The sequence below is a fragment of the Oenococcus kitaharae DSM 17330 genome (assembly GCF_000241055.1).
GTDB lineage: Bacteria > Bacillota > Bacilli > Lactobacillales > Lactobacillaceae > Oenococcus > Oenococcus kitaharae.
Genome location: NZ_CM001398.1, coordinates 1,089,378 through 1,113,659, shown reverse-complemented (window position 1 = coordinate 1,113,659; position 24,282 = coordinate 1,089,378). Strand labels below are relative to the sequence as shown.

The 24,282-nt window shown below is 44.6% G+C and carries 22 protein-coding genes; 6 read left to right on the top strand and 16 right to left on the bottom strand.

The window, feature by feature from the left end:
• Window positions 1–22: 22 nt before the first annotated feature.
• Together OKIT_RS05555 and OKIT_RS05550 are read right to left on the bottom strand one after the other, a co-directional pair.
• Window positions 23–478 carry a nucleoside deaminase gene (locus OKIT_RS05555; protein WP_028291761.1) on the bottom strand — a complete coding sequence of 152 codons (456 nt, stop codon included), beginning with the start codon at window positions 476–478 and terminating at the stop codon, window positions 23–25.
• 67 nt (window positions 479–545) lie between these two features.
• Window positions 546–1,034 carry a toxin-antitoxin system YwqK family antitoxin gene (locus OKIT_RS05550; RefSeq protein ID WP_007746033.1) on the bottom strand — a complete coding sequence of 163 codons (489 nt, stop codon included), beginning with the start codon at window positions 1,032–1,034 and terminating at the stop codon, window positions 546–548.
• 217 nt (window positions 1,035–1,251) lie between these two features.
• Between OKIT_RS05550 and OKIT_RS05545 the strand changes: the two genes are divergently transcribed.
• On the top strand, window positions 1,252–3,207 hold the full coding sequence (locus OKIT_RS05545) for an alpha/beta hydrolase family protein (protein WP_007746032.1): 1,956 nt from the start codon (window positions 1,252–1,254) through the stop codon (window positions 3,205–3,207).
• On the opposite strand, the gene OKIT_RS05540 is transcribed toward OKIT_RS05545, so the two are convergent.
• The 4 genes from OKIT_RS05540 to grpE are packed head-to-tail and all read right to left on the bottom strand — an operon-like array spanning window position 3,196 to window position 6,925.
• Entirely contained in the window at window positions 3,196–3,501 is a 306-nt protein-coding gene (locus OKIT_RS05540) for a DUF7671 family protein (protein WP_007746031.1), read from the bottom strand. The genes OKIT_RS05545 and OKIT_RS05540 overlap by 12 nt on opposite strands.
• Before the next feature lie 16 nt (window positions 3,502–3,517).
• Window positions 3,518–4,453, bottom strand: coding sequence for a DnaJ C-terminal domain-containing protein (locus tag OKIT_RS05535; RefSeq protein ID WP_007746030.1), 936 nt, complete (start codon window positions 4,451–4,453; stop codon window positions 3,518–3,520).
• A 33-nt stretch (window positions 4,454–4,486) separates the two neighbouring features.
• On the bottom strand, window positions 4,487–6,331 hold the full coding sequence (dnaK, locus tag OKIT_RS05530) for a molecular chaperone DnaK (protein WP_007746026.1): 1,845 nt from the start codon (window positions 6,329–6,331) through the stop codon (window positions 4,487–4,489).
• Window positions 6,332–6,343: 12 nt separating this feature from the next.
• Window positions 6,344–6,925 (bottom strand): nucleotide exchange factor GrpE, encoded by a 582-nt coding sequence (gene grpE, locus OKIT_RS05525; protein WP_007746022.1) that lies wholly within the window; start codon window positions 6,923–6,925, stop codon window positions 6,344–6,346.
• 92 nt (window positions 6,926–7,017) lie between these two features.
• Between grpE and OKIT_RS05520 the strand changes: the two genes are divergently transcribed.
• A complete protein-coding gene (locus OKIT_RS05520; RefSeq protein WP_007746021.1) occupies window positions 7,018–7,548 on the top strand; it encodes a GNAT family N-acetyltransferase in 531 nt (176 codons plus the stop codon).
• Here OKIT_RS05520 and ribF read toward each other — a convergent pair whose 3' ends face one another.
• The 5 genes from ribF to rpsL all read right to left on the bottom strand — a co-directional run bounded on the left by ribF (window position 7,549) and on the right by rpsL (window position 12,532).
• Window positions 7,549–8,514: a riboflavin biosynthesis protein RibF gene (gene ribF, locus OKIT_RS05515; protein WP_007746016.1), complete on the bottom strand. Its 966-nt coding sequence runs from the start codon at window positions 8,512–8,514 to the stop codon at window positions 7,549–7,551. It lies immediately after the preceding gene.
• Window positions 8,501–9,397: a tRNA pseudouridine(55) synthase TruB gene (truB, locus tag OKIT_RS05510; RefSeq protein WP_007746014.1), complete on the bottom strand. Its 897-nt coding sequence runs from the start codon at window positions 9,395–9,397 to the stop codon at window positions 8,501–8,503. The genes ribF and truB overlap by 14 nt, the downstream gene beginning before the upstream one ends.
• Window positions 9,398–9,509: 112 nt before the next feature.
• Entirely contained in the window at window positions 9,510–11,621 is a 2,112-nt protein-coding gene (gene fusA / locus OKIT_RS05505; RefSeq protein ID WP_007746012.1) for an elongation factor G, read from the bottom strand.
• A gap of 14 nt (window positions 11,622–11,635) precedes the next feature.
• The gene (gene rpsG, locus OKIT_RS05500; protein WP_007746011.1) at window positions 11,636–12,106 is read right to left on the bottom strand and encodes a 30S ribosomal protein S7; all 471 of its coding nucleotides are present in this window, start codon (window positions 12,104–12,106) and stop codon (window positions 11,636–11,638) included.
• A gap of 12 nt (window positions 12,107–12,118) precedes the next feature.
• A complete protein-coding gene (gene rpsL / locus OKIT_RS05495) occupies window positions 12,119–12,532 on the bottom strand; it encodes a 30S ribosomal protein S12 (RefSeq protein ID WP_007746010.1) in 414 nt (137 codons plus the stop codon).
• Between the two features lie 238 nt (window positions 12,533–12,770).
• Between rpsL and OKIT_RS05490 the strand changes: the two genes are divergently transcribed.
• From OKIT_RS05490 to OKIT_RS05480, 3 genes are all read left to right on the top strand, one after another.
• The gene (locus OKIT_RS05490; protein ID WP_007746009.1) at window positions 12,771–14,060 is read left to right on the top strand and encodes a replication-associated recombination protein A; all 1,290 of its coding nucleotides are present in this window, start codon (window positions 12,771–12,773) and stop codon (window positions 14,058–14,060) included.
• Window positions 14,057–14,692, top strand: a complete 636-nt coding sequence (locus tag OKIT_RS05485) for a YigZ family protein (protein ID WP_007746008.1) — start codon at window positions 14,057–14,059, stop codon at window positions 14,690–14,692. Before OKIT_RS05490 ends, OKIT_RS05485 begins: the two co-directional genes overlap by 4 nt.
• Window positions 14,693–14,969: 277 nt before the next feature.
• Window positions 14,970–15,251 carry a hypothetical protein gene (locus OKIT_RS05480; protein WP_007746006.1) on the top strand — a complete coding sequence of 94 codons (282 nt, stop codon included), beginning with the start codon at window positions 14,970–14,972 and terminating at the stop codon, window positions 15,249–15,251.
• A 24-nt stretch (window positions 15,252–15,275) separates the two neighbouring features.
• On the opposite strand, the gene secA is transcribed toward OKIT_RS05480, so the two are convergent.
• The 4 genes from secA to OKIT_RS05460 form a co-directional block, all read right to left on the bottom strand.
• Window positions 15,276–17,645: a preprotein translocase subunit SecA gene (gene secA, locus OKIT_RS05475; RefSeq protein WP_007746004.1), complete on the bottom strand. Its 2,370-nt coding sequence runs from the start codon at window positions 17,643–17,645 to the stop codon at window positions 15,276–15,278.
• Between the two features lie 69 nt (window positions 17,646–17,714).
• Entirely contained in the window at window positions 17,715–18,398 is a 684-nt protein-coding gene (locus OKIT_RS09775; protein WP_007746003.1) for a ComFC family protein, read from the bottom strand.
• Entirely contained in the window at window positions 18,388–19,689 is a 1,302-nt protein-coding gene (locus OKIT_RS05465) for an ATP-dependent helicase ComFA (RefSeq protein WP_028291763.1), read from the bottom strand. The genes OKIT_RS09775 and OKIT_RS05465 overlap by 11 nt, the downstream gene beginning before the upstream one ends.
• Before the next feature lie 76 nt (window positions 19,690–19,765).
• Complete coding sequence (locus tag OKIT_RS05460; RefSeq protein WP_007746001.1) at window positions 19,766–21,127, bottom strand: FAD-dependent oxidoreductase; 1,362 nt, start codon at window positions 21,125–21,127, stop codon at window positions 19,766–19,768.
• A gap of 233 nt (window positions 21,128–21,360) precedes the next feature.
• Between OKIT_RS05460 and OKIT_RS05455 the strand changes: the two genes are divergently transcribed.
• Entirely contained in the window at window positions 21,361–22,290 is a 930-nt protein-coding gene (locus OKIT_RS05455) for an L-lactate dehydrogenase (protein ID WP_007745999.1), read from the top strand.
• Between the two features lie 79 nt (window positions 22,291–22,369).
• On the opposite strand, the gene OKIT_RS05450 is transcribed toward OKIT_RS05455, so the two are convergent.
• The gene (locus OKIT_RS05450; protein WP_007745997.1) at window positions 22,370–24,130 is read right to left on the bottom strand and encodes a thiamine pyrophosphate-binding protein; all 1,761 of its coding nucleotides are present in this window, start codon (window positions 24,128–24,130) and stop codon (window positions 22,370–22,372) included.
• Window positions 24,131–24,282 lie beyond the last annotated feature (152 nt).

Sequence of the window (24,282 nt, the reverse complement as noted above, 5' to 3'; positions counted from 1 at the left end):
ATTCCTTTAAAAACAACGATAATCAATAACTTTCGCGACTGGGGTCTTTGACATAATCATTAAAAGTTTCAATCGCCTGTTCACGCCCGATTTGACTCATCTTCACAATCTGATCATCGTGAGCGCCATTCTCAATAAAATGGTAAATAAAATCATCGCGAAAACCGATCTGGCCAGCATCTTCAGCTGTATTGGCATAATAAATCGTCTTGATATTAGCCCAAATAGCAGCTGATAAACACATTGGACAGGGATAACAGCTGGTATATAACACGCATTCCGATAAATCGTAGCTGTTCAGATATTGGCAAGCCTTGCGGATCGCCGTAATCTCAGCATGCGCTGTCGGATCGTTTTCGACGAGAACGCGATTATGCGCGGCAGCAACGACTTCCTGATTACGGACAATCACAGCACCAAAGGGACCACCTTCTTTTAAAACAATGTTTTCGTTGGCCTGCTCAACGGCAAGTTTCATATACTCGATTTCAGTCATATATTAAGTTTAACAATCATTCACGCGATCGTTAAGAGTGATGATGGCGTTAATTTTTCAGTAATTCGCCGTTTTTAAAATTTTGAGACTTTTCAATAATGCCAGCATCAGAGAAGCGCAGCCATTTCCCATCTTTGAGGTCATCTTTTAAATGACCGATTTGCCAAAGACGGCCTGTGTTTTTAAAAAACTGCCACTCACCCTGCATTTTGCCATCAAAAGATCCGCGAGCTTTGACTGTGCCATCCGAAAAATAATACGTCCGCTGGCCATCAGCATCTTGGAATTTGGCTTGGCCGTTTCGATAAAAATCATCGTTTTCGGCTGGTTTAACGCTTTTTGAAACAGAAGGAGCCGGCTGGTCCACTTTTTGCGATGTTTCGGGTGTTTCATCGACCAGCTTTAAAGCGGCTTTAGCCTTCGCTTCTCGGGCAGCTTTATTTGCCGCCATCGCGGCTTTCCGGCTTTTGCGCTTCAAAATCCCAGTAACAGGCATACCAAGATTTTTTTCTTTTTTTATGATATTGTCCTCGTCCATATTTAATCCAGCTCCAATCATTGAATCATGAGTTGCCGGTTTCGATGGCTATCAAGGTGATAGCCTAATTGGATCAGCGACATTGCAAACAAGTTAGTTAAAACAGGCTTCTTGCAACGATCTTAAGTTGACAACTCCTTACGCTTCATTTTAATGAATGACTCGTGTGATTGCATGGATAAACCGCTAAAATTAAAAGAAATATAGAGGAGTAAGTATGTCAGGAATCACATCACAAGATTTATTTAAATTAAAATCAGCGTCTCAGCTCACTTATGGCGATGGCAAAATTTTCTTTGTCGAGAATTTCCTTGATGCCAAGTCGAACAGTTATAACAGCACAATCAAGTCGGTCGATGAATCAGGCTTGGTACAGACCTGGGCAAACGGCAAGGGAATCAATAGCAATCCGGTTATTTTGGGGGAATCATTGTATTTTACCGCCAAGGATGATCGCAGCAAGAAAAATCAGTTGTTTACAATTAACTTAAAAGGCGGTGTTGCAACACAAGTGACTTTTGAAAAAACGGATGTCATCGATGTTTTAGCCTTATCTGATGGACACCGTCTGCTTTTTCAGACTAAGAAATCCGATATCCCCAGTAAATTTAAGACAGAAGATTTTCCAAAAACACGTCAAATGAAGCGATTAATCAGCCGTTTTGACGGTTTGGGATGGATTGATGACCAAGCCGTTTATGCAACCTTTAGTTTTGATCCCAGCACTAAAAGCAGTGTTGAGCTATTTCAAGGGAAGTATCCGATCAGTTTATTGGATATTTCATCAGATGACCGGCAATTCTTGTACAGTGCCAAAAATCTGCCGGACGATGAACAGGATTTCGGCGAAGGTATTTATGCCTATGACTTTGCTAGTAAAAAAAGCAGTTTTATTACAAAGGATGAAGCTAAAGGCCAGTTTTTTGACGCACGTTTCTCACCGGATGCCAACAAAATTCTTTTGGCCGGCGATGACGAACATCTGAGAAATAATACGAAACAGGAACTTTATCTCTACGATGTGAGCGAACAAAAACTCACAAATTTGACGCGTGAAGCTGATTTTGATTTGAGCAGCCATTTAGCAGCTGATTTTGAGCAGCAATCATCAGGCCGGGTACTAGCTTGGATTGATAATGCCAATTACTTTTTCACAGCCGCCTATCATGGCCATTCTCAGGCATTTACGGGGTCAGGCAGTCAGTTTCGCATTGTCTACAATGAATTAAACCAGATTTACGATTTCACCCTTTTACCGAATGCCCAAGTGGCTTTTTCAGTTTCGGCACAAAGCAAAGCCAACGAAATCGTCAAATTGGACTTAAAAGCAAATGCCCAATTTCAGCTCTACAACCCCAATCTAAAGTTTGAAAGTGAACACGATTATGCCAAAGTGGACCGTTTCACTTTTCAAACTGCAGACGGTTGGGATCATGATGGCTGGTATATGCATGCACTTGATCCAAAAGATAAAGAAAACGTCCCTGTTCTGCTTTATGTTCATGGCGGCCCACACGGTGCTTATGGCGAGACTTTCTTCCATGAATTTCAGGTGCACGCTAGCCACGGATATGCAATTGTTTTCGTTAATCCGCGTGGTTCAACAACTTATGGCCAAAAATTCGAGTCTGCTGTGATCGGCCACTATGGCGAAGGCGATTATACCGATGTTTTGGCTGGCCTGGACTATGCTTTAGATCATTTTCCCGAATTAGACCGCGATCACCAATACATCGCCGGCGGGTCTTATGGCGGCTTTATGACCAGCTGGGCCGTCGGGCACACTCAGCGTTTTAAAGCAGCTGTGACACAGCGGTCGGTGATTAACTGGATTTCTATGTGGGGTACTTCAGATATCGGCTGGTTCTTTAATGAGTCCGAACTTGGCCTAGGACTATATGATGAAGGCGGCTTAGCTGAATATTGGAAACGGTCTCCACTTGCCTATGCACAAAATGTCACGACACCGCTCTTGATTCAGGCTGGCGAATGGGATATGCGCTGCCCAATCGAACAATCTGAGCAATTCTACACAGCTGTCAAACAGCATGGCGGCGAAACCAAGTTTATTCGCTACCCGCAAAGTTTTCATGGTTTTTCCCGCGACGGACTGCCGAGTCTTCGGATGCAGAGATTGTCAGACATTGAAAGCTGGCTGGATTCACACAAATAATTTTTTTAGACGATTCAATTCAGAATCGTCTATTTTTTTATCCAAAAAACGTGCCAGCGGTGTAAATTGATGACGATCTTTAAAAGGCAGATCAACCGCCTTTAAAATCACTACCGTCAATTTATTTTCAGTCAAAAAAAGCTGACCGATTTCCGTAAAGCGGCCAGAAGTATGTTTCCCAGTGCGCCAGACACTCATCTCTTTGCGATTTTTAGCAAAGATAAATTGTCCCTGATCATTTTGACTGACTGGCAACCCATAAAAAAGCTGCACTTTGTACTGATTTTTTTTCATAAAAAAAGGCTAACGATTAGCCGAATAGCCCTCTTTTCTTTTGCGGCGTCACGGATTCCCCACGTGTTTCCGCGTAGTTCTGCAAGGCCTTTCTTTCCTTTTCACTCAATCTCTTCGGTACCTGCACAACAACTTTGACATAATGGTCGCCGATTCGGTTGGGATTATTAACATAAGCTGCCCCTTTACCGCGCAAGCGGAACTCGGTTCCGGTCTGCGTACCAGCCGGCACGGTCAGCTCAACTTCGCCGCGGACTGTCTTGACTGTAATCTTATCGCCCAAAGCCGCTTGCACAAAGCTGATGCCTTTTTCAGAATAAATATCCGCACCTTCTCTTTGAAAGCCATCTGCTGATTTGCCAACAACAAAAGACACATACAAATCACCATAGGGGCCGCCGTTAACACCAGCCTCCCCTTGACCAGACAAACGCATCTGCTGGCCTGTCTCAACACCTGCTGGAATCGTGACTTTGACGGCATGTTCTTTAGAACTCCCGCCCTTTTCTTGACGGACATATTTGATTTCTGTTTCTTTACCGAAAACAGCTTCTTCAAATGTCAAATTAACACGATATTGTAAATCACGTCCTTTGCGCGGTCCGTTAGGGTTGAAGCCGCCGCCAAACATTTGACTAAAGATATCACCAAAATCACCAAAATCCTGGCCATTAAAGCTGAATCCACCCTGCTGAAAACCACCGCCAAAACCATTCTGTCCGGCACCAGCGTTTGCGCCAGCCTTACCGTACTGATCATAAGCAGCCTTCTTTTGCGGATTGCCTAAGGTCTCATAAGCTTCTTGTACTTGCTTATATTTATCTTCGGCACCGGGCTCGTGATTTAAATCAGGATGATATTTCTTTGAAAGCTTCCGATAGGCATGCTTGATCTCATCTTGGCTCGCGTTTTTATCAATTCCTAGTGTGTTGTAATATTCTTCATTATCCATAATATGTAGGCCGGGATTCCCCCGGCAGTTTGATTACTTTTTGTCGTCAGGATTAACTTCTTTAAAGTCACCATCGACAGTCTTGCCATCGTCGCCTGACTTGCCGCCATTATCAGGTCCGGCCTGACCAGCTTGGCCAGCTGCACCAGACTGTGGTGCAGACTGCTGATAGAGCTTAATTGCCAAAGCTTGCGCTGCCTTTTCCAAAGCATCCTTCTTTTCTTTTAAGGTCTCAAGATTGTTAGAATCCTTGGCCTTCTTCAATTCGTCCAAAGCGTCTTGAACCGGCTTTTTATCAGCATCGCCCAGCTTGTCGCCAACATCAGTCAAAGTTTTTTCACTAGAGAAGATCAACTGATCAACTTCGTTATGCAAATCAACTTCTTCCTTCTTTTTCTTATCGGCTTCTTCGTTGGACTGAGCGTCCTTCACCATCTTGTCGATCTCTTCTTTAGAAATGCTTCCTGGATTTTGGATCGTGATCTTTTGGCTCTTGCCAGTACCTTTATCTTTAGCGGAAACAGATACAATACCGTTTCGGTCAATATCAAATGTCACTTCAATCTGTGGAATGCCACGCGGTGCGGCAGGAATATCAGACAATTGGAAATTGCCCAAAGTCTTGTTATCGGCAGCCATAGGACGTTCACCTTGCAGAACGTGAATATCAACTGCCGGCTGATTATCAGCAGCCGTTGAGAAGACTTGCGACTTAGAAGTCGGAATCGTTGTGTTGCGGTCAATCAGCTTGGTCATAACGCCGCCCATTGTTTCAATACCTAATGACAGAGGTGTGACATCAAGCAGAACAACATCTTTCACATCACCAGTAATCACAGCACCTTGAACAGCAGCGCCTAAAGCAACGGCCTCATCAGGGTTGATTGAGTGGTTAGGTTCTTTACCAGTCAATTCCTTGACTGATTCTTGAACAGCTGGAATACGTGTCGAACCACCATTTAAGATCACTTCATCAATATCAGAGAAGCTCAATCCGGCATCCTTCATGGCATTTTGGACTGGTGCCTTAGCACGGTCCACCAAGTCAGCAGTCAGCTGGTTGAATTGTGCGCGCGTCAAAGTCTTATCAATGTTCAAGTTCTGATGAATAAATGGCAACAGAATCTGAGCTTCATTGGCTGAAGACAAGGTCTTCTTAGCTTTTTCAGCTTCATCTTTCAAACGCTGCAGAGCTAACGAATCAGTTGACAGGTCAACACCATTTTCTTTTTTGAAGTCACTAACTAGCCAGTCAATCACTTTCTGATCGAAATCATCACCACCAAGGTGTGTATCGCCATTAGTTGACAAAACTTCAAAGACACCATCACCTAATTCAAGGATGGAAACATCGAAAGTACCACCACCCAAATCATAAACAAGAATCTTTTGATCCTTATCAAGCTTATCCAGGCCGAAGGCTAAAGCAGCCGCCGTTGGTTCGTTAATGATACGCTGAACATTCAAACCAGCAATTTTTCCAGCATCTTTTGTTGCCTGACGCTGAGCATCGTTAAAGTAGGCAGGCACCGTGATAACAGCATCGCTAACGGGTGTTCCTAAATAATCTTCCGCATATTTTTTGATGTATTGCAGAATCATGGCTGAAATTTCTTCAGGGCGGTATTCTTTGCCGTTGGCCTTCACACGATAGTTGCTTTCGCCCATGTGACGCTTGATTGATGAAATCGTATCAGGATTGACGATTGCTTGACGTTTTGCAACATCACCGACCTGAATTTCACCGTTTTTAAAAGCGACAACTGATGGTGTCGTCCGCCCGCCATCCGGATTTGTAATAATCTTCGGCTCATTGCCTTCCATGACGGCAACAGCTGAGTTTGTTGTTCCTAAATCGATACCAATAATTTTTGACATTTTAAGTCCTCCTTATTTTGTATAAACACTAACCATTGCCGGACGCAAAACCCGGTCATGCAATTGATATCCCCTTTGCAAAACAACTGCAATCGTATCGGCTTTTTGTTTTTCCGGATCATCAATCGGTGTCTTTTGAATCGCGTTGTGAAGTTTTGGATCGAACTGGTCACCACTCTTGCCAATCTCTGTGATGCCGTTATCACGCAGCGCATTGCTCAAAGATTTATAGGTAAGCTCAACGCCGCGGCGGATCTCTTTAGATCCTTGGTCATCACCATCATTAGCTAAAGCGCGTTCTAGATTATCAAGTGCGGGCAGAATACTTTTCGCCAAATCTTGTCCTTCATACTTCAGCATCGTCGCACGTTCCTTGCTAAATCGCTGCTGAACATTCTGCAACTCTGCTTCTGCACGATAAAATTTGTCCTCATAGTCAACAGCTGGTGCCTCTTTTTTAGCCGGCTGACCTGCCTCTTTAGCGGCTGCCTCTGTCTTAGGCTCTTCCTTAGACCCTTTGACGGCCCGCTCGATTTCTTCTTCGCTCGCGGATTTCTCTTGATTCTTAGCTTGTGATTTCTTCTTTTCTACCAAAAGTTCACCTCAATTCGTACCTGAAAATAATAAACAATATTGGTCAAATAGTCAAGATTGGTCAAACATTTTTTTTGCTATAATCGAGAATCATGCCTAAGTTATCTATCAGATTAACAAAACTGGCCGATCTGCCAGAAGTTATGCAAATTATTAATCAAGCCAAAGCGCGTTTGAAAGCTGCTGGATCTCCCCAATGGCAAGGCGGATACCCCAATGAAGATTCTTTCAAACATGATATTGCCAAAAATTGGTCCTATGTCCTGCTTGTCGATAGCCAGATAGCTGGTATCGCTGCCCTAATGCAAGAAGCTGAACCCAGTTATGCCGAAATCGAAGATGGCAGTTGGCGGGAGGCAAACAATTTGCATTATACAACAATACATCGGATTGCCATTTCTGATCAATTCTCCGGCCAACATCTGGCTAATACGTTCTTTGATTTATTAATTAAAGAGTCCAGACGACTTGGATTTAATCAGGTTCGTTTCGATACCCATCGCTTGAATTATGCCATGCAGCATTTAGCTGCCAAATTTGCCTTTGAAAAACGCGGCATTATTCGCGTTCAAGATTATCAGGATAACGCGCGTTTTGCCTATCAGCTGATCTTGCGCCCTTGATCAGACTGGCGAATTAGCGGCCAGAATTTTTTTGATCACAGATTGATCCTCGTGCAGTTTGTTGACTAGTCCTCTGACCGAATCGAACTTTTCCTGGTCGCGGACATAATCAATCCAATCAACTGCAATCGTTTCATCGTAGATATTGCCATAAAAATCAAATAAATTGATTTCGACTGTCATCGGATTATTGTCTCCGAAAGTCACGTTGTGCCCGATTGAAGCCATGCCGTTCAGCATTTTCCCTGCAAACTGCCCAGTCAAAATCTTCACTCTGACGGCATAAACAGCCGCTTTTGGAAGCAGCTGCGGCTCAATTAACTGCTGGTTCGCGGTCGGAAAACCCAAAGTCCGGCCGATTTGATTGCCTAAAACAACTCGCCCGATCGTCCGATAATCATATCCCAAGAGCCGGTTTGCATCACTGACTTTGCCAGATTGGATCAAAGAGCGGATACGTGTAGATGAAATCTTGCCGCCAGAATCATCTTGTTCGGAGACCGAGACTATCTCAAAGCGCTTCTTCGCATAAATAGGTAAATGAGCCATATCAGCCTTTTCTTTGACTGACCCGTATGTATGATCGAAACCAGCAACAAGCACTGCCAAGCCCATTTTTGCAAGGTAATGATCGACATAAGTCTGTGCAGGTTGTTGGCCGAAAGCCAAACTATAATCAATCAGAAAAACTGTATCAACTTGCATCTCGGCAAACTTCTTTAACTTTTCCGGCAACGGCAGAATTGGTGCTTTTAAACTAGCGTCGTCCTGATAAAAACTAGCAGGCGATTGCCGATAAGTCAGCACCGCCAATTTCAAAGATCTCTGCTCGGCAATTTGCTGAGCACGCCGAATAACAGCCTGATGGCCCAAATGCAGCCCATCAAAATAACCCACCGCTAAAACAAATTGATGATCTTGGTCCGATTGATAAATATTGGGAAATTGTAAATTAATGACTTTCATGAAGCAGCATTTTTTCAGGCCGGTACAGGCCCTGATCCTTTTTATAAATTGCCTGCATGGATTGATCATAAAAAATTCTAACAAGCGGCGCATCCGTTTCCAAGTCCCTTAGCCAAGCACCATGCCGGACTAATTGCCAATCAGCCTGCTTAATTGCCACCATTGGCAGCTGTTTTAACAACTTTTCCAGGGGGATAATGAATTGATCCGGATGGGGATTTTTCAATAATTCTTCTAGCGGCACAGCTTGATCAACACGATAACCATCGGCAGCTAGCCGACGCAATTTTTTCATCACGGCCGGTACAGCCATGCTGGCACCAATATCTTCGACCAGCGTTCGAATATAAGTCCCTTTTGAAACAGTTGCCGTAAAACTCAGGTACTGCCGGCCAGCGCCTTGATCAAAATGCGACGCGCCAATCTGGTCGAGCTGGCTAATTGTAATACTCCGAGCCTCCCGTTCAACAGTCTGCCCTTTTCTAGCAAGATCGTAAAGTCTTTTGCCATTGATTTTAATCGCTGAATACATGGGCGGCACCTGGAGATTTTGCCCAAGAAAAGTGGTCAGAGTCTGTTGCAGCTTCAGCTCGCTGATTGGCTTTTTTAACGGCAGCGTCTCAATAATCTGGCCATCAAGATCCTGCGTATCGGTCTTGATACCCAAAATCATATCAGCACAATATTGTTTTTCGGATTGCTGAAGAAAATCGATCAATTTAGTCGCTTTTCCCAAAACAATGACTAACAGCCCAGTGACCGAGGGATCTAAAGTCCCAGTATGCCCAACTTGTTTCTGATGAAAAACCTGCCGCATTTTTGAAACGACATCAAAGCTCGTCATGCCGGCAGGTTTATCGATTAAAACAATTCCGTTGTACACGCGGTCTTTCTCCTTGATGATCTAAAAATGATCTACGATACAATATTACTTCAAAAGCGAATTCAGCCAAAGAAAAAAGCGGGAATCAATCCCGCTTTTAATTTGGAAAAAGTTATTCTTTTCCAGCATTCTTAATGATATCTTCTTGCACATTACGAGGTACGGCTTCGTAATGGTCGAAGAACATCTGGAAAACACCACGTCCTTGAGTTGCTGAACGCAAAGTCGTTGTATAACCGAACATTTCGGCCAAAGGCACTTTAGCAGTCACAGTCACTGAATTACCGTGTGTTTCCTGGTCTTCAATCATGCCGCGACGAGCTGAAACATGGCCCATCACGTCACCCAGATTGTCAGTTGGTGTCACAATCGAAACCTTCATAATCGGTTCAAGAATCACAGCACCGGCAGTCTTGGCTGCTTCACGCAAAGACATGGAGGCAGCAATCTTAAAGGCAGCTTCAGAAGAATCGACTTCATGGTAACTTCCATCATAGAGCTTGGCTTTCAAATCAACCAATGGATAGCCGGCCAAAGGACCAGACTGCATGGCTTCTTTCAAACCTTGTTCGACGGCTGGAATGTATTCACGCGGAACAACACCACCGACAATGGCATTATCAAATTCAAAGCCCTTGCCTTCGTCATTAGGACCAAATTCGATCCAAACATCACCATACTGGCCTTTACCACCAGACTGGCGGATGTACTTGCCTTGCGCCTGAACAGTCTTTGTAAAGGCCTCACGGTAAGCAACCTGCGGCGTACCAACATTGACATCAACATTGAACTCACGACGCATACGGTCAACCATAATGTCCAAGTGCAGTTCACCCATACCAGAAATCAATGTTTGGCCAGTCTCTGGATTAGTCTCGGCATGGAAGGAAGGGTCTTCTTCAGAAAGCTTCTGCAGGGCCTCAGCCATCTTTTCCTGATCAGCCTTTGTCTTTGGCTCAACAGCCATTTGGATAACGGGGTCAGGGAAGTCCATTGATTCAAGAACCAGCGGATGGTCAACAGCCGTGAGTGAATCTCCGGTAGATGTTGACTTCAAACCAATTGCAGCAGCAATATCACCGGAAAAGACCTCATCAATCTCAGTACGGGTAATGGCATGCATCTGCAACAGACGGCCGACACGTTCACGCGTATCTTTGGTCGTATTTTGCACATAAGAACCAGACTTCAAAGTTCCTGTGTAGACACGCAAGAAAGTCAAACGGCCGACATAAGGGTCTGTCATAATCTTAAAGGCTAAAGCAGCGAAAGGCTTCTTATCATCGGCGATTAAGTCGACTTCTTTGCCCGTTTCAGGATCAGTCGCCGTATAAGGACGGACTTCCAATGGTGATGGCAAATAGTTAACCACCGCATCCAGCATCAGCTGAACACCCTTATCTTTATAAGCAGAACCAGCAAGTACTGGATAGAACTTCAAAGCCAAAGTGGCACGACGGATAGCAGCTTTCAGATCGGCAACAGAAATTGTTTCCTCACCAAGGTACTTCTCCATCAATTCATCATCAACATCAGCAACCGCTTCAATTAACTCTTCACGCTTTTCTTCAACTAGATCCTTCAAATCATCAGGAATTGGGCGGGTCTCCCACTCCGTTCCCAATTTATCATCCGGATACCAGGCTTGACGCTCGATTAGATCAATCACACCAGCGAAATCATCTTCGGCACCGATTGGCCACTGAATAGCTTTGGCATTAACATCCAGGCGTTCCTTTAAGGAATCGACAGACATCTGAAAATCGGCACCCAATTTGTCCATTTTGTTAACAAACACAAGACGCGGTACCGAATAAGTCGTTGCCTGCCGCCAAACTGTTTCAGTCTGTGGTTCAACACCGGCCGCACCATCCAAAACAGCGATCGCACCATCCAAAACACGCAGAGAACGTTCAACTTCAATCGTGAAGTCCACGTGTCCTGGTGTATCGATAATGTTGACACGGTAAGGCGTATCCTTCCATTGTTCGTGGAAACCATGCCAAATGGCAGTCGTGGCAGCGGATTGAATCGTGATACCACGTTCCTTTTCCTGATCCATGAAGTCCATCTGTGAAGCACCATCATGGGTTTCACCAATTTTATGAATTTTACCCGTGTAATAAAGGATACGCTCGGTCGTTGTCGTCTTACCGGCATCGATATGAGCCATGATCCCAATATTGCGGGTCCTCTCTAGAGGGAATTCGCGAGTAGCAGCCATATTATCTCCTTTTATTACCAACGATAATGGGCAAAGGCACGGTTCGCCTCGGCCATTTTATGCGTGTCATCGCGCTTCTTGACTGAAGCACCGGTGCCGTTGGCGGCATCTAGAATTTCTTTGGATAAACGCTCTTCCATTGTCCGCTCAGAACGCAAACGCGCATACTGCACAATCCAGCGGAGTCCTAAGGTCGTACGCCTTTCTGGACGAACTTCGATAGGTACTTGATAGTTAGAACCGCCGACACGGCGTGCTTTAACTTCCAAGACAGGCATCACATTTTCCATGGCTTGCTGGAAAACTTCGACTGGATCGTTACCAGTCTCAGCTTGGATACGCTCAAAAGATTTGTAAAGAATCGATGAGGCCGTACCGCGCTTTCCATCAAGCATTAACTTGTTGATCAAACGACTAACAAGTTTTGAATTATAAATTGGATCTGGCAACACTTCTTGTTGCTTTGTATAAGCTTTTCTAGGCATTGGTCTACTCCTTTACTTCTTTGGACGCTTTGCGCCGTATTTAGAGCGTCCATTCATACGGCCGTCAACGCCGGCAGTATCAAGGGCACCACGAATAATATGATAACGAACACCAGGAAGATCCTTAACACGTCCGCCACGAATCAGAACAACGGAGTGTTCCTGAAGGTTGTGGCCGATTCCTGGAATGTAGGCTGTCACTTCATATTGGTTGGAAAGACGAACACGAGCGTACTTACGCAAAGCAGAGTTCGGCTTTTTTGGCGACATGGTTCCGACACGTGTCGCAACACCACGCTTTTGCGGCGCAGTATTTCTAGTTTGCTTTTTGGACATTGAGTTATATCCAAAGTTCAAAGCTGGGACCTTAGACTTGAATGTCTTGGGCTTACGAGGCTTGCGAACTAATTGGTTAATAGTTGGCATATATTTCTCCTAAAATAATTGAATAATACTGGGTATTTCTTGCTTTTTTAAGTGCCTGTCCACAGTACCAGGCGTGTCCTAATTTGGACTTTAAAAAATGCTTTAAACCGCACAAAAGCGCAAGAAAGCACGGAACTAGTATATAACACCCGGCCTTCAGCCGTCAACCGTTTGTTTCCATTAAACATTAGCAGACCGCAAATTTTTCATAATGGCCCATTTCCACTAAAATAGAGCTATGAATACACAACCATTGGCCTATCGCATGCGGCCGGAAAAAATCGAAGAAGTTGTCGGCCAGCAGCATTTGATCGGGCCAGGTAAAATTATCTGGCGCATGGTACAGGCACATCGTCTATCTTCTATGATACTATATGGCGCTCCTGGGGCTGGAAAGACTTCTATCGCTTCGGCGATTGCCGGTTCTACAGATCTCTCCTTTCGAATTTTAAATGCTGCCACAGATGGCAAAAAAGAATTGCAGGAAGTGGCCGAAGAAGGCAAAATGTCTGGATCGGTCGTGCTTTTATTGGACGAAATTCATCGTTTGGACAAGACGAAACAAGATTTTCTGCTGCCCCATCTGGAATCTGGACGAATTATTTTAATCGGTGCGACTACAGAAAATCCTTATTTATCTGTCACGCCGGCCATCCGCTCCCGCTGCCAGATTTTCCAAGTCCAGCCCCTATCTAAAGACGATATTAAAAAGGCTGTCGATCGTGCTTTGTCCGATAAAAAAAGAGGCCTGGGCAATTATAATGTTAAATTGGATCCTGACGCTGAAAACCAATTGGCTACCGCCACAGACGGCGATCTGCGAAGCTCGCTCAATGGTTTGGAACTAGCTGTGCTTTCAACTAAGCCCGTTGGCGATAAGAAAGAAATTCACATCACTCTGCCAATCATCGAAGAAACGATCCAACGCAAATCAATGTCAGGTGATAAAAACGGCGACGCCCATTACGATGTCATTTCGGCCTTTCAAAAATCAATACGAGGTTCGGATGCTGATGCCGGCATTTATTATTTAGGCCGAATTTTAGAAGCCGGCGACTTGGCCATCGCAGCCAGACGCCTACTAGTTATCGCCTATGAAGATATCGGCTTGGCTAACCCCAATGCAGCTGCACACGCTGTTCAAGCCGTTACCGCTGCTTTGCAATTGGGTCTTCCCGAAGCGCGTATCCCCTTGGCAAACGCGGTTATCGAGCTGGCCTTGTCGCCTAAATCAAATTCCGCTTACATGGCGATTAACCAGGCGATGGAAAAAATTGAAAGCAGCAGCACTGGCGATGTGCCGATTCATCTGAAAAACACACGTAATTGGGGCAAATCCAAAGACGAACAAATCGATTACCTCTATCCGCATGATTTTCCCAATGACTGGGTGGCCCAACAATACCTGCCTGATAAGATCAAAAACCAGCAGTTTTTCCAAGCTAAAGGCAATTCCAAATTCGAACAAGGACTGTTTGATACCTATAAGCGCTTAAAGGAAAGCCAAAGAAAGGGTCTGAAACAGTGACGGAACTGCTGACGGTCACAAGCCACAATAGTTTTGAACTCATCGAAAAGAAATCACGTTTTATAGCCGAAATCTTTCCGATTGAAAGTGAAGAAACAGCTAAAAATGCAATTGCAAATGTACAGCAGAACAATCGCGAAGCCAACCATGTCGTCTTCGCCTATACATTAGGATTAAAATCAGAAACCCAAAGGGAAAGCGACAACGGTGAACCCAGCGGCACAGCCGGCAAACCCGTTTTGGATGTTATTGTGAAAAATAATTTAGTGAATGTGTTAATCACCGTGACGCGTTATTTTGGCGGGATTAAATTAGGTGCCGGCGGCTTGATTCGCGCTTATTCAGGAACTGCTGCCAAAGTCGTTGAACAGACAAAGATTTTTCAGTTAGTGCTGCAAGACAAGCTAGCTGTTACAGCTGATTATGCATCTTTGGATCGTTTGCAATATTTTATCCAGCAGCATCACGCTGAAATAACTAAAAGCGATTATGGTCAACAGGTTAACGTCACTTTATTGATCCCGACGGCAGACAGCAGTCGTTTTCAAGAGGAACTGATCAATTTGTTTTCGGCTAGAATAGGTATTAAAAAAATAGCTGAAATTTTGTCCCCCACGCCGATCAAGCACTAGTTCTGAGAAAACATTTGTCCAAACAAGCTGATATAATAGAACACGTGCTTGGCTGTACGCGTCTGGCTTAACTTTCAGTTTTTGCCTTACAACTACTGACCCGGGAACAGCGGTGATTGTCCAAGGCAGGCCTTTTCACTTGGAAACCTGCAGCATGAACTTAGTTCCCACTTTTCAATTAGGGGTCAAAATCTGCAAGCCGGCTAACGGCAGCATCGGTGCGGCATTCGTCTATGGACGGGTGCTTTTTTTTATCTGAAAATGTAGAATCAAAGTTATGATTATTGTCGGTATTATTCTCGTATGCATCGATTTGGCTTTGGGCGGTTATCTGGTTAGCCAGCAGAAAAAATTATTCATTTGGGATGTTGAACAGTTTCCACAGATCAAAAAAATCACCTTGCATAATGGTATCCCCTTGCTTCTCTTAGCGCTCGTGGCTATCGCGGGCGTTTTAACTAACAATCGTATCCTGCTGCTATTGACGGCAATTGCCAGTATGATATTTGCCTGGGTTTTTCTCTATCAACTAAATAAATTAATCAATACGCCAAAATAAAAAAGAAGCTTGAGGCTTCTTTTTTTATGACCGCAAATTCTGGCGAATCTGGGCTTTCATGAAGAGACGGGTGGCATCATATTCGATATCATCGATCATCTTGTTATAAGTACTGAAGGCAGCTGTCTGATACTCGATTAATGGGTTGTACTGGCCATAAGAACGTACCATGACAGATTGGCGCAGACGATCCATATCATCAATATGCTGCATCCAATGCTGATCAATGGCACGCAGCATGATCGTCTTTTCAAAATTGACCATCTGCGTCTTATCGGTCAGTGTATCCTGCTTAGCAAAGAATTCACGGTTAGCCAGTTCATATAGCAAATGCTTAATCTGGTCAGCTGTTTTACCATTCAAATCAGGTACCGTAACTTGGCCTTCGTTATCCAAAGCATTATCAACAAAATCAACAATCGCCAGCAAATCCCAATCTTTTTCGGCACCAGTCGTATGAGCATTCACCACGCGGTCAATCGTCCGATAGACCATTGGCAGGAAAATCCCCTTCAAAGATTCAGTGGACTTCATAATCTGAGTTCTTTCATCATAGATGATTTCGCGCTGCTGGCGCATGACATCATCATATTGGAGCACTTGTTTACGTGTATCGTAGTTATTGCCTTCAACACGCCGCTGGGCGGATTCGACAGAACGTGAAATCATCGGATTTTTAACAACTGAGTCATCATCATCCATGTTCATGCGCTGCATCAATTTCTTGATACGGTCGGCACCGAAACGAACCATCAAATCATCTTCCAAACTCAAATAGAAACGGGAAAATCCTGGATCCCCCTGACGGCCGGAACGGCCACGCAGCTGATTATCAATTCGACGGGATTCGTGACGTTCAGTACCGATGACAGCCAAACCACCTAATTGCGCAATGCCGGGACCTAATTTGATATCAGTACCACGACCGGCCATGTTGGTCGCAATCGTCACAGCACCGCGCTGGCCGGCTTGAGCAACAATTTCGGCTTCCCGAGCGTTATTTTTCGCATTCAGCACATTATGCTGAATACCTTTTTTAACAAGCATCTGAGAAAGCAGCTCTGAAGTATCGACTGACACAGTCCCAACAAGAACAGGCTGTCCTTTAGCATGCAAACGCTCAATCTCGTCAACAACAGCCTTAAACTTGCCTTTCAAACTAAAATACAGAACATCTGGTTCATCAACACGACGGACTGGTTCGTTGGTCGGAATCTGAACAACATCCATGTTATAGATCTCTTTCAGCTCTTCTTCTTCAGTCTTAGCTGTACCGGTCATACCGGAAATTTTCTTATACATTCTAAAGAAATTCTGCAGTGTGATTGAAGCCAGCGTCGTACCTTCACCTTGAATCTGAACGCCTTCTTTAGCTTCAAAAGCTTGGTGCAGGCCGTCTGACATACGCGTCCCTTCAGAGATACGGCCAGTAAACTGATCAATTAACTTAACTTCGCCATCACGAACAACATAATCCTTATCACGGAAGAAGGAATAGTTGGCCCGCAAGGCCGTCTCAATAAAGTGAGCTAAGGCAACGTTATCGTCCCCATACAGATTGTCCGTGTTGAAAAATACTTCGGCCTTGTGAATACCTTGATTCGTCAGCATGGCTGTCTTTTGTTCTTCATCGACTGTATAATCCTGATTTTCGCCTTCATCCAGAGTCTTGACAAAACGATCGGCACGCTGGTAAAGCAGATTTACATTATCAGATGAACCGCCGATAATCAGAGGTGTTCTAGCTGAATCAATCAAAATCGAATCAGCCTCATCGATCAGAACATAATTCAATGAACGGATGACACGCTCGTCCAAAGACTGTGCCATATTATCTCGCAGATAATCAAAACCAATCGCAGAATTGGTCGTATAAGTGATGTCGCAGGCAAAAGCGGCACGTTTTTCTTCTGGCGACATATCGTTTAAATTGACGCCAATCGTCAAACCAAGCCACTTATAGACTTGCCCCATTTCTTCAGCTTGATACTGTGTTAAGTATTCATTGACCGTGACAACATGCACGCCTTGAGCCGGCAAAGCATTCAAATAAACCGGCATCGTGGCTGTCAGCGTCTTTCCTTCACCAGTCTTCATTTCAGCAATGTTACCGCCATGAAGGACGGCACCGCCGATGATCTGAACTCTAAAGGGATAAAGACCCAAAACACGTTTGTCAGCTTCGCGCACAACTGCAAAAGCCTCTGGCAAGAGCTGATTCAACGTCTCCCCGGAAGCCAGCCGCTGCTTGAATTCTGTTGTCTTAGCCTGCAGCTGCTGATCGGACAAAGCTGCCATCTGATCAGCATAGGCCTCTGTCAAATCAGCCAAATGCTCGTATTTGCGTAACTGGCGTTTTGGATTTTCAATTATTTTTCTAACTGGATTTACCAAACTTGCCCCCCTGCCAAAAATTGGCACAATTTCACTGATAAATATTATAGCAAGACTTGGCTGATTATCCTAACGTGCTAGGCTGATCGTTGATATTTTCTTAGCGCCAGCTTCATATAAACAAGCTGCAGCCTGATGCAGCGTCGTCCCTGTTGTGTAAACGTCATCCAGTAGGATGATCTCATTCTCAGCACAATCTTTGTTTTTCAAGAAAAATAGATTGGCTTTATTTAGACGATCCCGACGGTCTAATTTTGAAGTCTGTTTCTTATCAGCTACATACAGGATATCGTTCCGCATCTTTTTTTCAGCGAATGCAAATAGTCCTTTTACTTGATTAAAGCCGCGTTCGCGCATCGTTTGACGGCTAACCGGGACCGATATGACTAATGCAGATTGTGAAATTTGCTTGCCAAATTTCTCTTTGAGTTCTGAAGAGAACGCGCTTCGAAGGCGATAATCACCTACAAACTTATACTGATGCATAAAATCCTTTAGAAAACTGTCATAACTTAAAAGTGCGCGATTGGTTAAAACGAAATCGTATTTTGTCCGCCAGATCCGGCAATCAGCACATAACTCAACTTGGCTGGGACGGCCGCAATCCTGACAAATAGGCCCTTGAATGTAATGACAGCGGTTTTTACATGGCGAACATAGCGGGTCAATCACGCTGTTTCCAAATAGCCAGTCTGAAAAACTGCCGCTAGTCTGATACGCACTACCGCAAAGCAGACAATAACTACTGACCATCACGTTGTGCCTGCCCTTTTTGATTCATGAAAACAATCTGCGCTGCAGCCGCCTTTAAAGCACGTGTCTGTTCTTCTATGAAAGCTAACACGAGGCCGGTTTGGCGATCATTGTTGCGCCCAACACGGCCGGCAATCTGTACAATTGCATTGGTCGAAAAAATCTCATCATCAGCACCAAGAATTAACACATCAATACCGGGAAAAGTCACACCCCGTTCTAAAATCGTCGTTGTGACAAGAAACTGCACGCTTTTATCCCGCATCTGCTGCACTTTTTCCTTGCGTTGCGGGTCGGCTGCATGCACGGCCAGGCCTTTAATATCAGTAATCTTGCTAATCGCTTTTAAAACTGGTGCTAAATCTTTCACCCGCGGCAAAAACAATAGAAAACGCTGTCCGCTGCCTGCGTAAAGCAGAATTTGATCAACTAATTTCTTGGGCAGCCGGCCCTTGGTTAATTGTTTGTGCCAATCTCCGATCCGAGTAAAAGTTAAAACTGGCAATAAGTGGCCATGAAAACGCAGAGGCAGAAAAGAAGCGGGCAGCTGTTTTTGACGATACTCTTTGATCAGTTGTGCAGTCGGTGTCGCTGTTAGATAGATCGTGGACGATTGGGGCTTTTTGGCCTTTTCAGCTGCAAAAGCCAGCATTGGGTCGCCGCGAAAAGGAAAAGAATCAACCTCGTCTATAATCAGCAGATCAAAGGCTTCTTTGAACTTTAGCAGTTGATGAGTCGTTGCCAGAACAAGCTTTGTATAATGATATTTTTCGGGTGTATCACCATATAAAAGCAGGAGATCCAAGTCTGAAAAAGCGGACCGCAGACGCGGAGCCAGTTCTAAAATGACATCAATCCGCGGTGAAACCATGGCAACTCGTTTGCCTTGTTTTAAAGCGTGATTAATAGCCGGAAAGATCATTTCCGTCTTGCCTGCGCCTGTTACTGCCCAAACCAGCCTGTCCTGCCCCGAATCAATTGATTCAATAATTTCAGAAGCGACCTGCTGCTGTTTACCAGTTAAAGTTCCCTGCCAAGTCAGCCAGCTTTGACCATTTCGGGCATCAGCTGCAGGTTCTTTGGCCCAGTGAAAACAGGCCAAACTGCTATTGCGGCCCATCTGCAGACAAACTGTACAGAAAAATTCGCCATTGGGTAAATCAGCGTGATTTTTTTGGCCGCAGCGATAACAATGTCCCTGTTTATCAAAAGGCGGCAGAACTTGGATTTTAGCGTCCTCGGCTGAATCAAAACGCGATTTCAAACATAAACGGCCATAATAATCTGAAATGTCTGTCACAATCTTTAGTACGCAAAAAAACGCCGTAGACAAAAAAATCTCCCAGTTTCGGAAGATTTATCTTAAATTAAGTCATGTCGACAGGTGTCTTTTTGTCGGCGTCAGCAACAGCTGCCTGCCCTAAAAGATTCAAATAATGGAAGGGCCGGTCGAATTGTGGCTGGAAAAGCATATCGAGAAAAGCCAGGTCATCAATTGTATTCTGATTTTGAATCATCGCGGAAATCGTGTTAGCCGACTGTGAGACGTCATAATCACTCATCAGCTGTGCGCCTAGAATGCGCCGGTTTTCCGGATTGTAGACTAATTCCATCAGGACAGGTGTCGTTGATGGCATAAATTCTGGCCGATAATTATCCTCTAAGATAACAAAGGCAGCCGGAATGTTCAGCGCTGAGGCCAATTCCCAAGTCATGCCGGAAGATACAATTGTTTTATCAAACAGCATCAAACCGGATGTGGATTGGGTACCCATGTCTTTTTTAGTGTTGCCAAACAAATTAATGCCTACGAGAATGCCTTGGCGGACAGCATTAGTTGCTAGTGGAATATAGGCTTGCCGGCCGCTTGGATTGTAGCGGACAGCAGCGGCATCCCCAGCTGCATAGATATCAGGGTCCGATGTCTGCATGTAGACATTTGTGACAATCGAGCCGTCTTGATTCATGTCAACCAACCCTTTGACCAAAGCGGTATTTGGTCGAAAGCCAACACACAGAATCACCATGTCGGCTGCATAACGGCCCTGATTTGTTTCGACAACAACTTCTTCGCCATTGTCAGAAAAAGACTTCACCATTTGGCCAAGCGCTAGTCGAATGCCATGTGCTTTGAAATCTTCTTCAACACGATCCGTGATTTCGGAATCAAAATATTTATTTAAAATCCTTGGCAGGCCATCAATCAGTGTGACTTCATGGCCAGTCTTATTGAAGGCTTCGACTAATTCTGTGCCAATATAGCCGCCGCCTATTACGACAATTCTCTTGGCATCCTTGGCCTTTTCCCAGAGAACCTGGGCATGTTCCCAGTTTTTGCACAAATAAATATCTGGATGATCAATACCGTCAATTGGCGGCACGATGGGCCAAGAACCTGTGGTAACGACTAATTTATCGTAGTGATCCTCAAAGACTTCGCCGGTCTGCAGATTTTTAACTGTGACAGTATGCCGACTGTTATCGACAGCCAAGACATCGTGCCGCAGTTTCATATCTGCGCCAAGTTCAGTCAAAGCTTCCGGGCTTGAGTAAAAGAGTCCCTGCGGGTCTTTGATTTCGCCTCCTAAATATAAAGCAATGCCGCAAGACAAAAACGATACATTATCATGGCGCTCATAAACAGTTACTTTTGTTTCGGGGTGGTCTGCAAGTATCTGTTCAACAACCGTCGTTCCGGCATGCGTACTGCCAATTACGATTACTTTCATAGCAATGCTCCTCAACAAAATCGCTTAACGATTTGTTATGTCTTTAGTTATGTGCGTTTCCCAACACAGCTTAATTTTCTCATAGTCATAATGAAAGCGCAAACATTCAAGATCACGCTTGACGCAAGCACGAGTTTCAAAAAACTGCCGAAAAGCCTTTAACCAGGCGTTCAAAAGTGTTAGTTTAATACTACTTACATAAAAATAAGTGAAAAAATTAACTAGGAGGTCATATGTCACGTAAACTTGCAATCATCGGCGTTGGTCATGTCGGTTCAACGGTCGCTCATCAGATCGTTGCCGGCGGATTGGCTGATGATTTGGTCTTGATTGATACGAATGAAGCCAAAGTCCAAGCAGATGCACTGGATTTTGAAGATGCTATGGCAAATCTGCCATATCATACAAATATTTTTGTGAACGATTACAGCCAGTTGGAGGATACAGATATTATTATTTCGTCATTGGGCAAAATCAGTTTGCAAGACAACAAAAATGACGACCGTTTTGCCGAACTGCCTTTCACAAGTCAAGAAGTGATCGGTGTTGCTAACGAAATCAAAAATTCCGGTTTCAAGGGCTTAATTATCACAATTACCAACCCTGTTGACGTAATTACGTCTATTTATCAGCAAGTAACCGGGCTGCCGAAAAATCATGTTCTTGGCACTGGTACCCTGCTGGATTCATCTCGTATGAAACGGTCTGTTGCCAAAAGCCTGAAAATCGATCCACGTTCCGTTGTTGGCTATAACTTAGGCGAACACGGTAACTCGCAATTCACAGCTTGGTCAACTGTCCGCGTATTGGGCAAGCCGATCCTCGGTATCGCTGAAAAAAGCCATTTGGATTTGGATGCTATTAACGATGAAGCCAAACATGGCGGTTTTACAGTCTTTCGCGGAAAGAAATACACGAATTATGGTATTGCCAGTGCTGCCACACGGCTCTATTCCGTCATTATGAGCAATGCTCTGACAGAATTGCCGGTCTCTAACTACCGTGCTGAATACGGATCTTATTTGTCCTACCCAGCAATCGTTGGACGCGATGGCATCGTCGCTCAGCTCCAATTAGATCTGACTCAAGACGAGCTGGACAAGCTGCAAGTTTCTGCTAACTTTATCAAGTCGAAGTATGCCGAAACAATGAACGCAAAATAAGCAAGTAAAAACCGGTCAGCGTTTGATTCGTGAGAACGTTAACCGGTTTTTTGTTTGGCCAAATAAAGATGCCGCGATTTTATAAAGTATCGCCTTGTGCACGAAGAAGTGCGCCCAGTGAAGGCTGCTTTTTCGGATCAATATGGAAGGCTGTTGCATATTGATCAACTGTTTTTTGATCATAAAGTTCAGGATCTAGAGGCATAAAGTCGGTCGGAATCGGATCATCTGATTGAATGACCGCGTTAACAACGATCGGCTTTTTATTGCCGGCAGCCTGCAGTTTTTGAATTTCAGCAAATGTTTTTGCAACATCAGCAATTGTTTTAACAGTGAAACCGATCGCGCCAAAACCTTCAGCAACCTTGGCCCAGTCGGCATCAGTCAAATCAACACCATAAAAATGCTGCTTGGTCTGGACCTGCTCATGGTAAATAAAACCAAAACGCTGATTTGAAAAGACCACATTGATGACAGGCAGCTGATAACGAACCTCTGTGATCAAGTCAGGGGCAACCATTGCAAAACCGCCATCCCCTGAAAATGACCAGGCCTGGCTGTCCGGCACACTCAAAGCTCCTGCAAGACCAGCAGGCAGGCCAAATCCCATCGTGGCAAACAATCCAGAAATGGCAAAACGCTGCTCGTGGTTCATCGGAACGCCGCGAACACCCCATTCAGACACATTTCCTGTATCAACGCCAAATGTGTCTTTCGGCCCGGAAATTTCAGCAACTTTTTTCATTACCGTCTCCGGGTTTAAGCCATGACTGTCATCTTCAGCGAGATCATCAAGCCAAGTCAACCAATTTTTCCGGTTTTCGCGATTAGCTTTCAGCCAAACGCCTTCAGGCAGTGTCTCACCTGTCGCAATCAAATCCTGCAGATAGCTTTTGGCATCGGAAATAACGGCATAATCGACATCAACCGTTTTACCAATATCAAAGGGATTGTTGTTAACTTGAATAATCTTAATATTTTTCGGCCAGAAACGCGCGAATGGAAATTCGGATGCCAAAAAGAGGATTAAATCCGCGTGCTGCAAGGCTTCAAACCCAGACTTGCTTCCCAAGCGGCCAAAAGTACCGATGGAATTAGGGTGATCTGTGCTAATGACGCCTGTAGCCGGAACTGTGTTGATAACCGGGATCGAGAATTGCTCAGAAAACTTTTCCAAAACATCTCGTGCGCCCAGCAAACCACGGCCAGCATAAATCAAAGGGTGTTTGGCTGCTTTAATCATGGCAAGCGTATCCGTGATCGCTTTAGGATCGACTGTCTGAGAAAAATTATTGGCAACCACTTTCGGCGTCTTGGCCGGCTCGTAATCAATCTCGGCTTCAGCTAGATTTTCAGGAATCACAACGACTGCAACACCCTTTTGCCGATAAGCCTCGCGAATCGCCTGATTAATCACATAGGGAATCTGTTCGGCGGTCGTGATTGTCCGATTGTAAACGGCCACATCGCTAAACATGGGTACTTCATCGAATTCTTGGAAATAGTTCGTATTCATTGTTGCTTGGGGTACTTGGCCAACCAAAGCCAACAAAGGCACGTGATCCATTTTGGCATCGTAAAGGCCGTTGAATAGATGTGTTGCGCCAGGGCCGGCAGAACCAAACGCAACACCAATTTTACCCGTATATTTAGCATCAGCCGAAGCCGCGATGGCGCCGACTTCTTCATGGCGTACCTGAATATACTTGACACTGGCTTTTTCGAGAAAGAGCCCTTCGACCGTATGGTTAATCGAACCGCCCGGAATACCGTAAACGTGGTCCACGCCCCAATCTTCCAAAGTCTTAATCAGTGCTTGACCAGCAATCATTTTTGTCATACTTATCTCCTTATTAAAAAAAATAAAATATCATATTCTGCCAATTTCAAAGCAGATAGCCGTCAGTTAGAACGGCAAAGCGGTCAATGCGAGGTATTTAAAAATTGGTAACTAGGAAAACAGCTTGTGCTATTTTCAAACACATCTCCAAT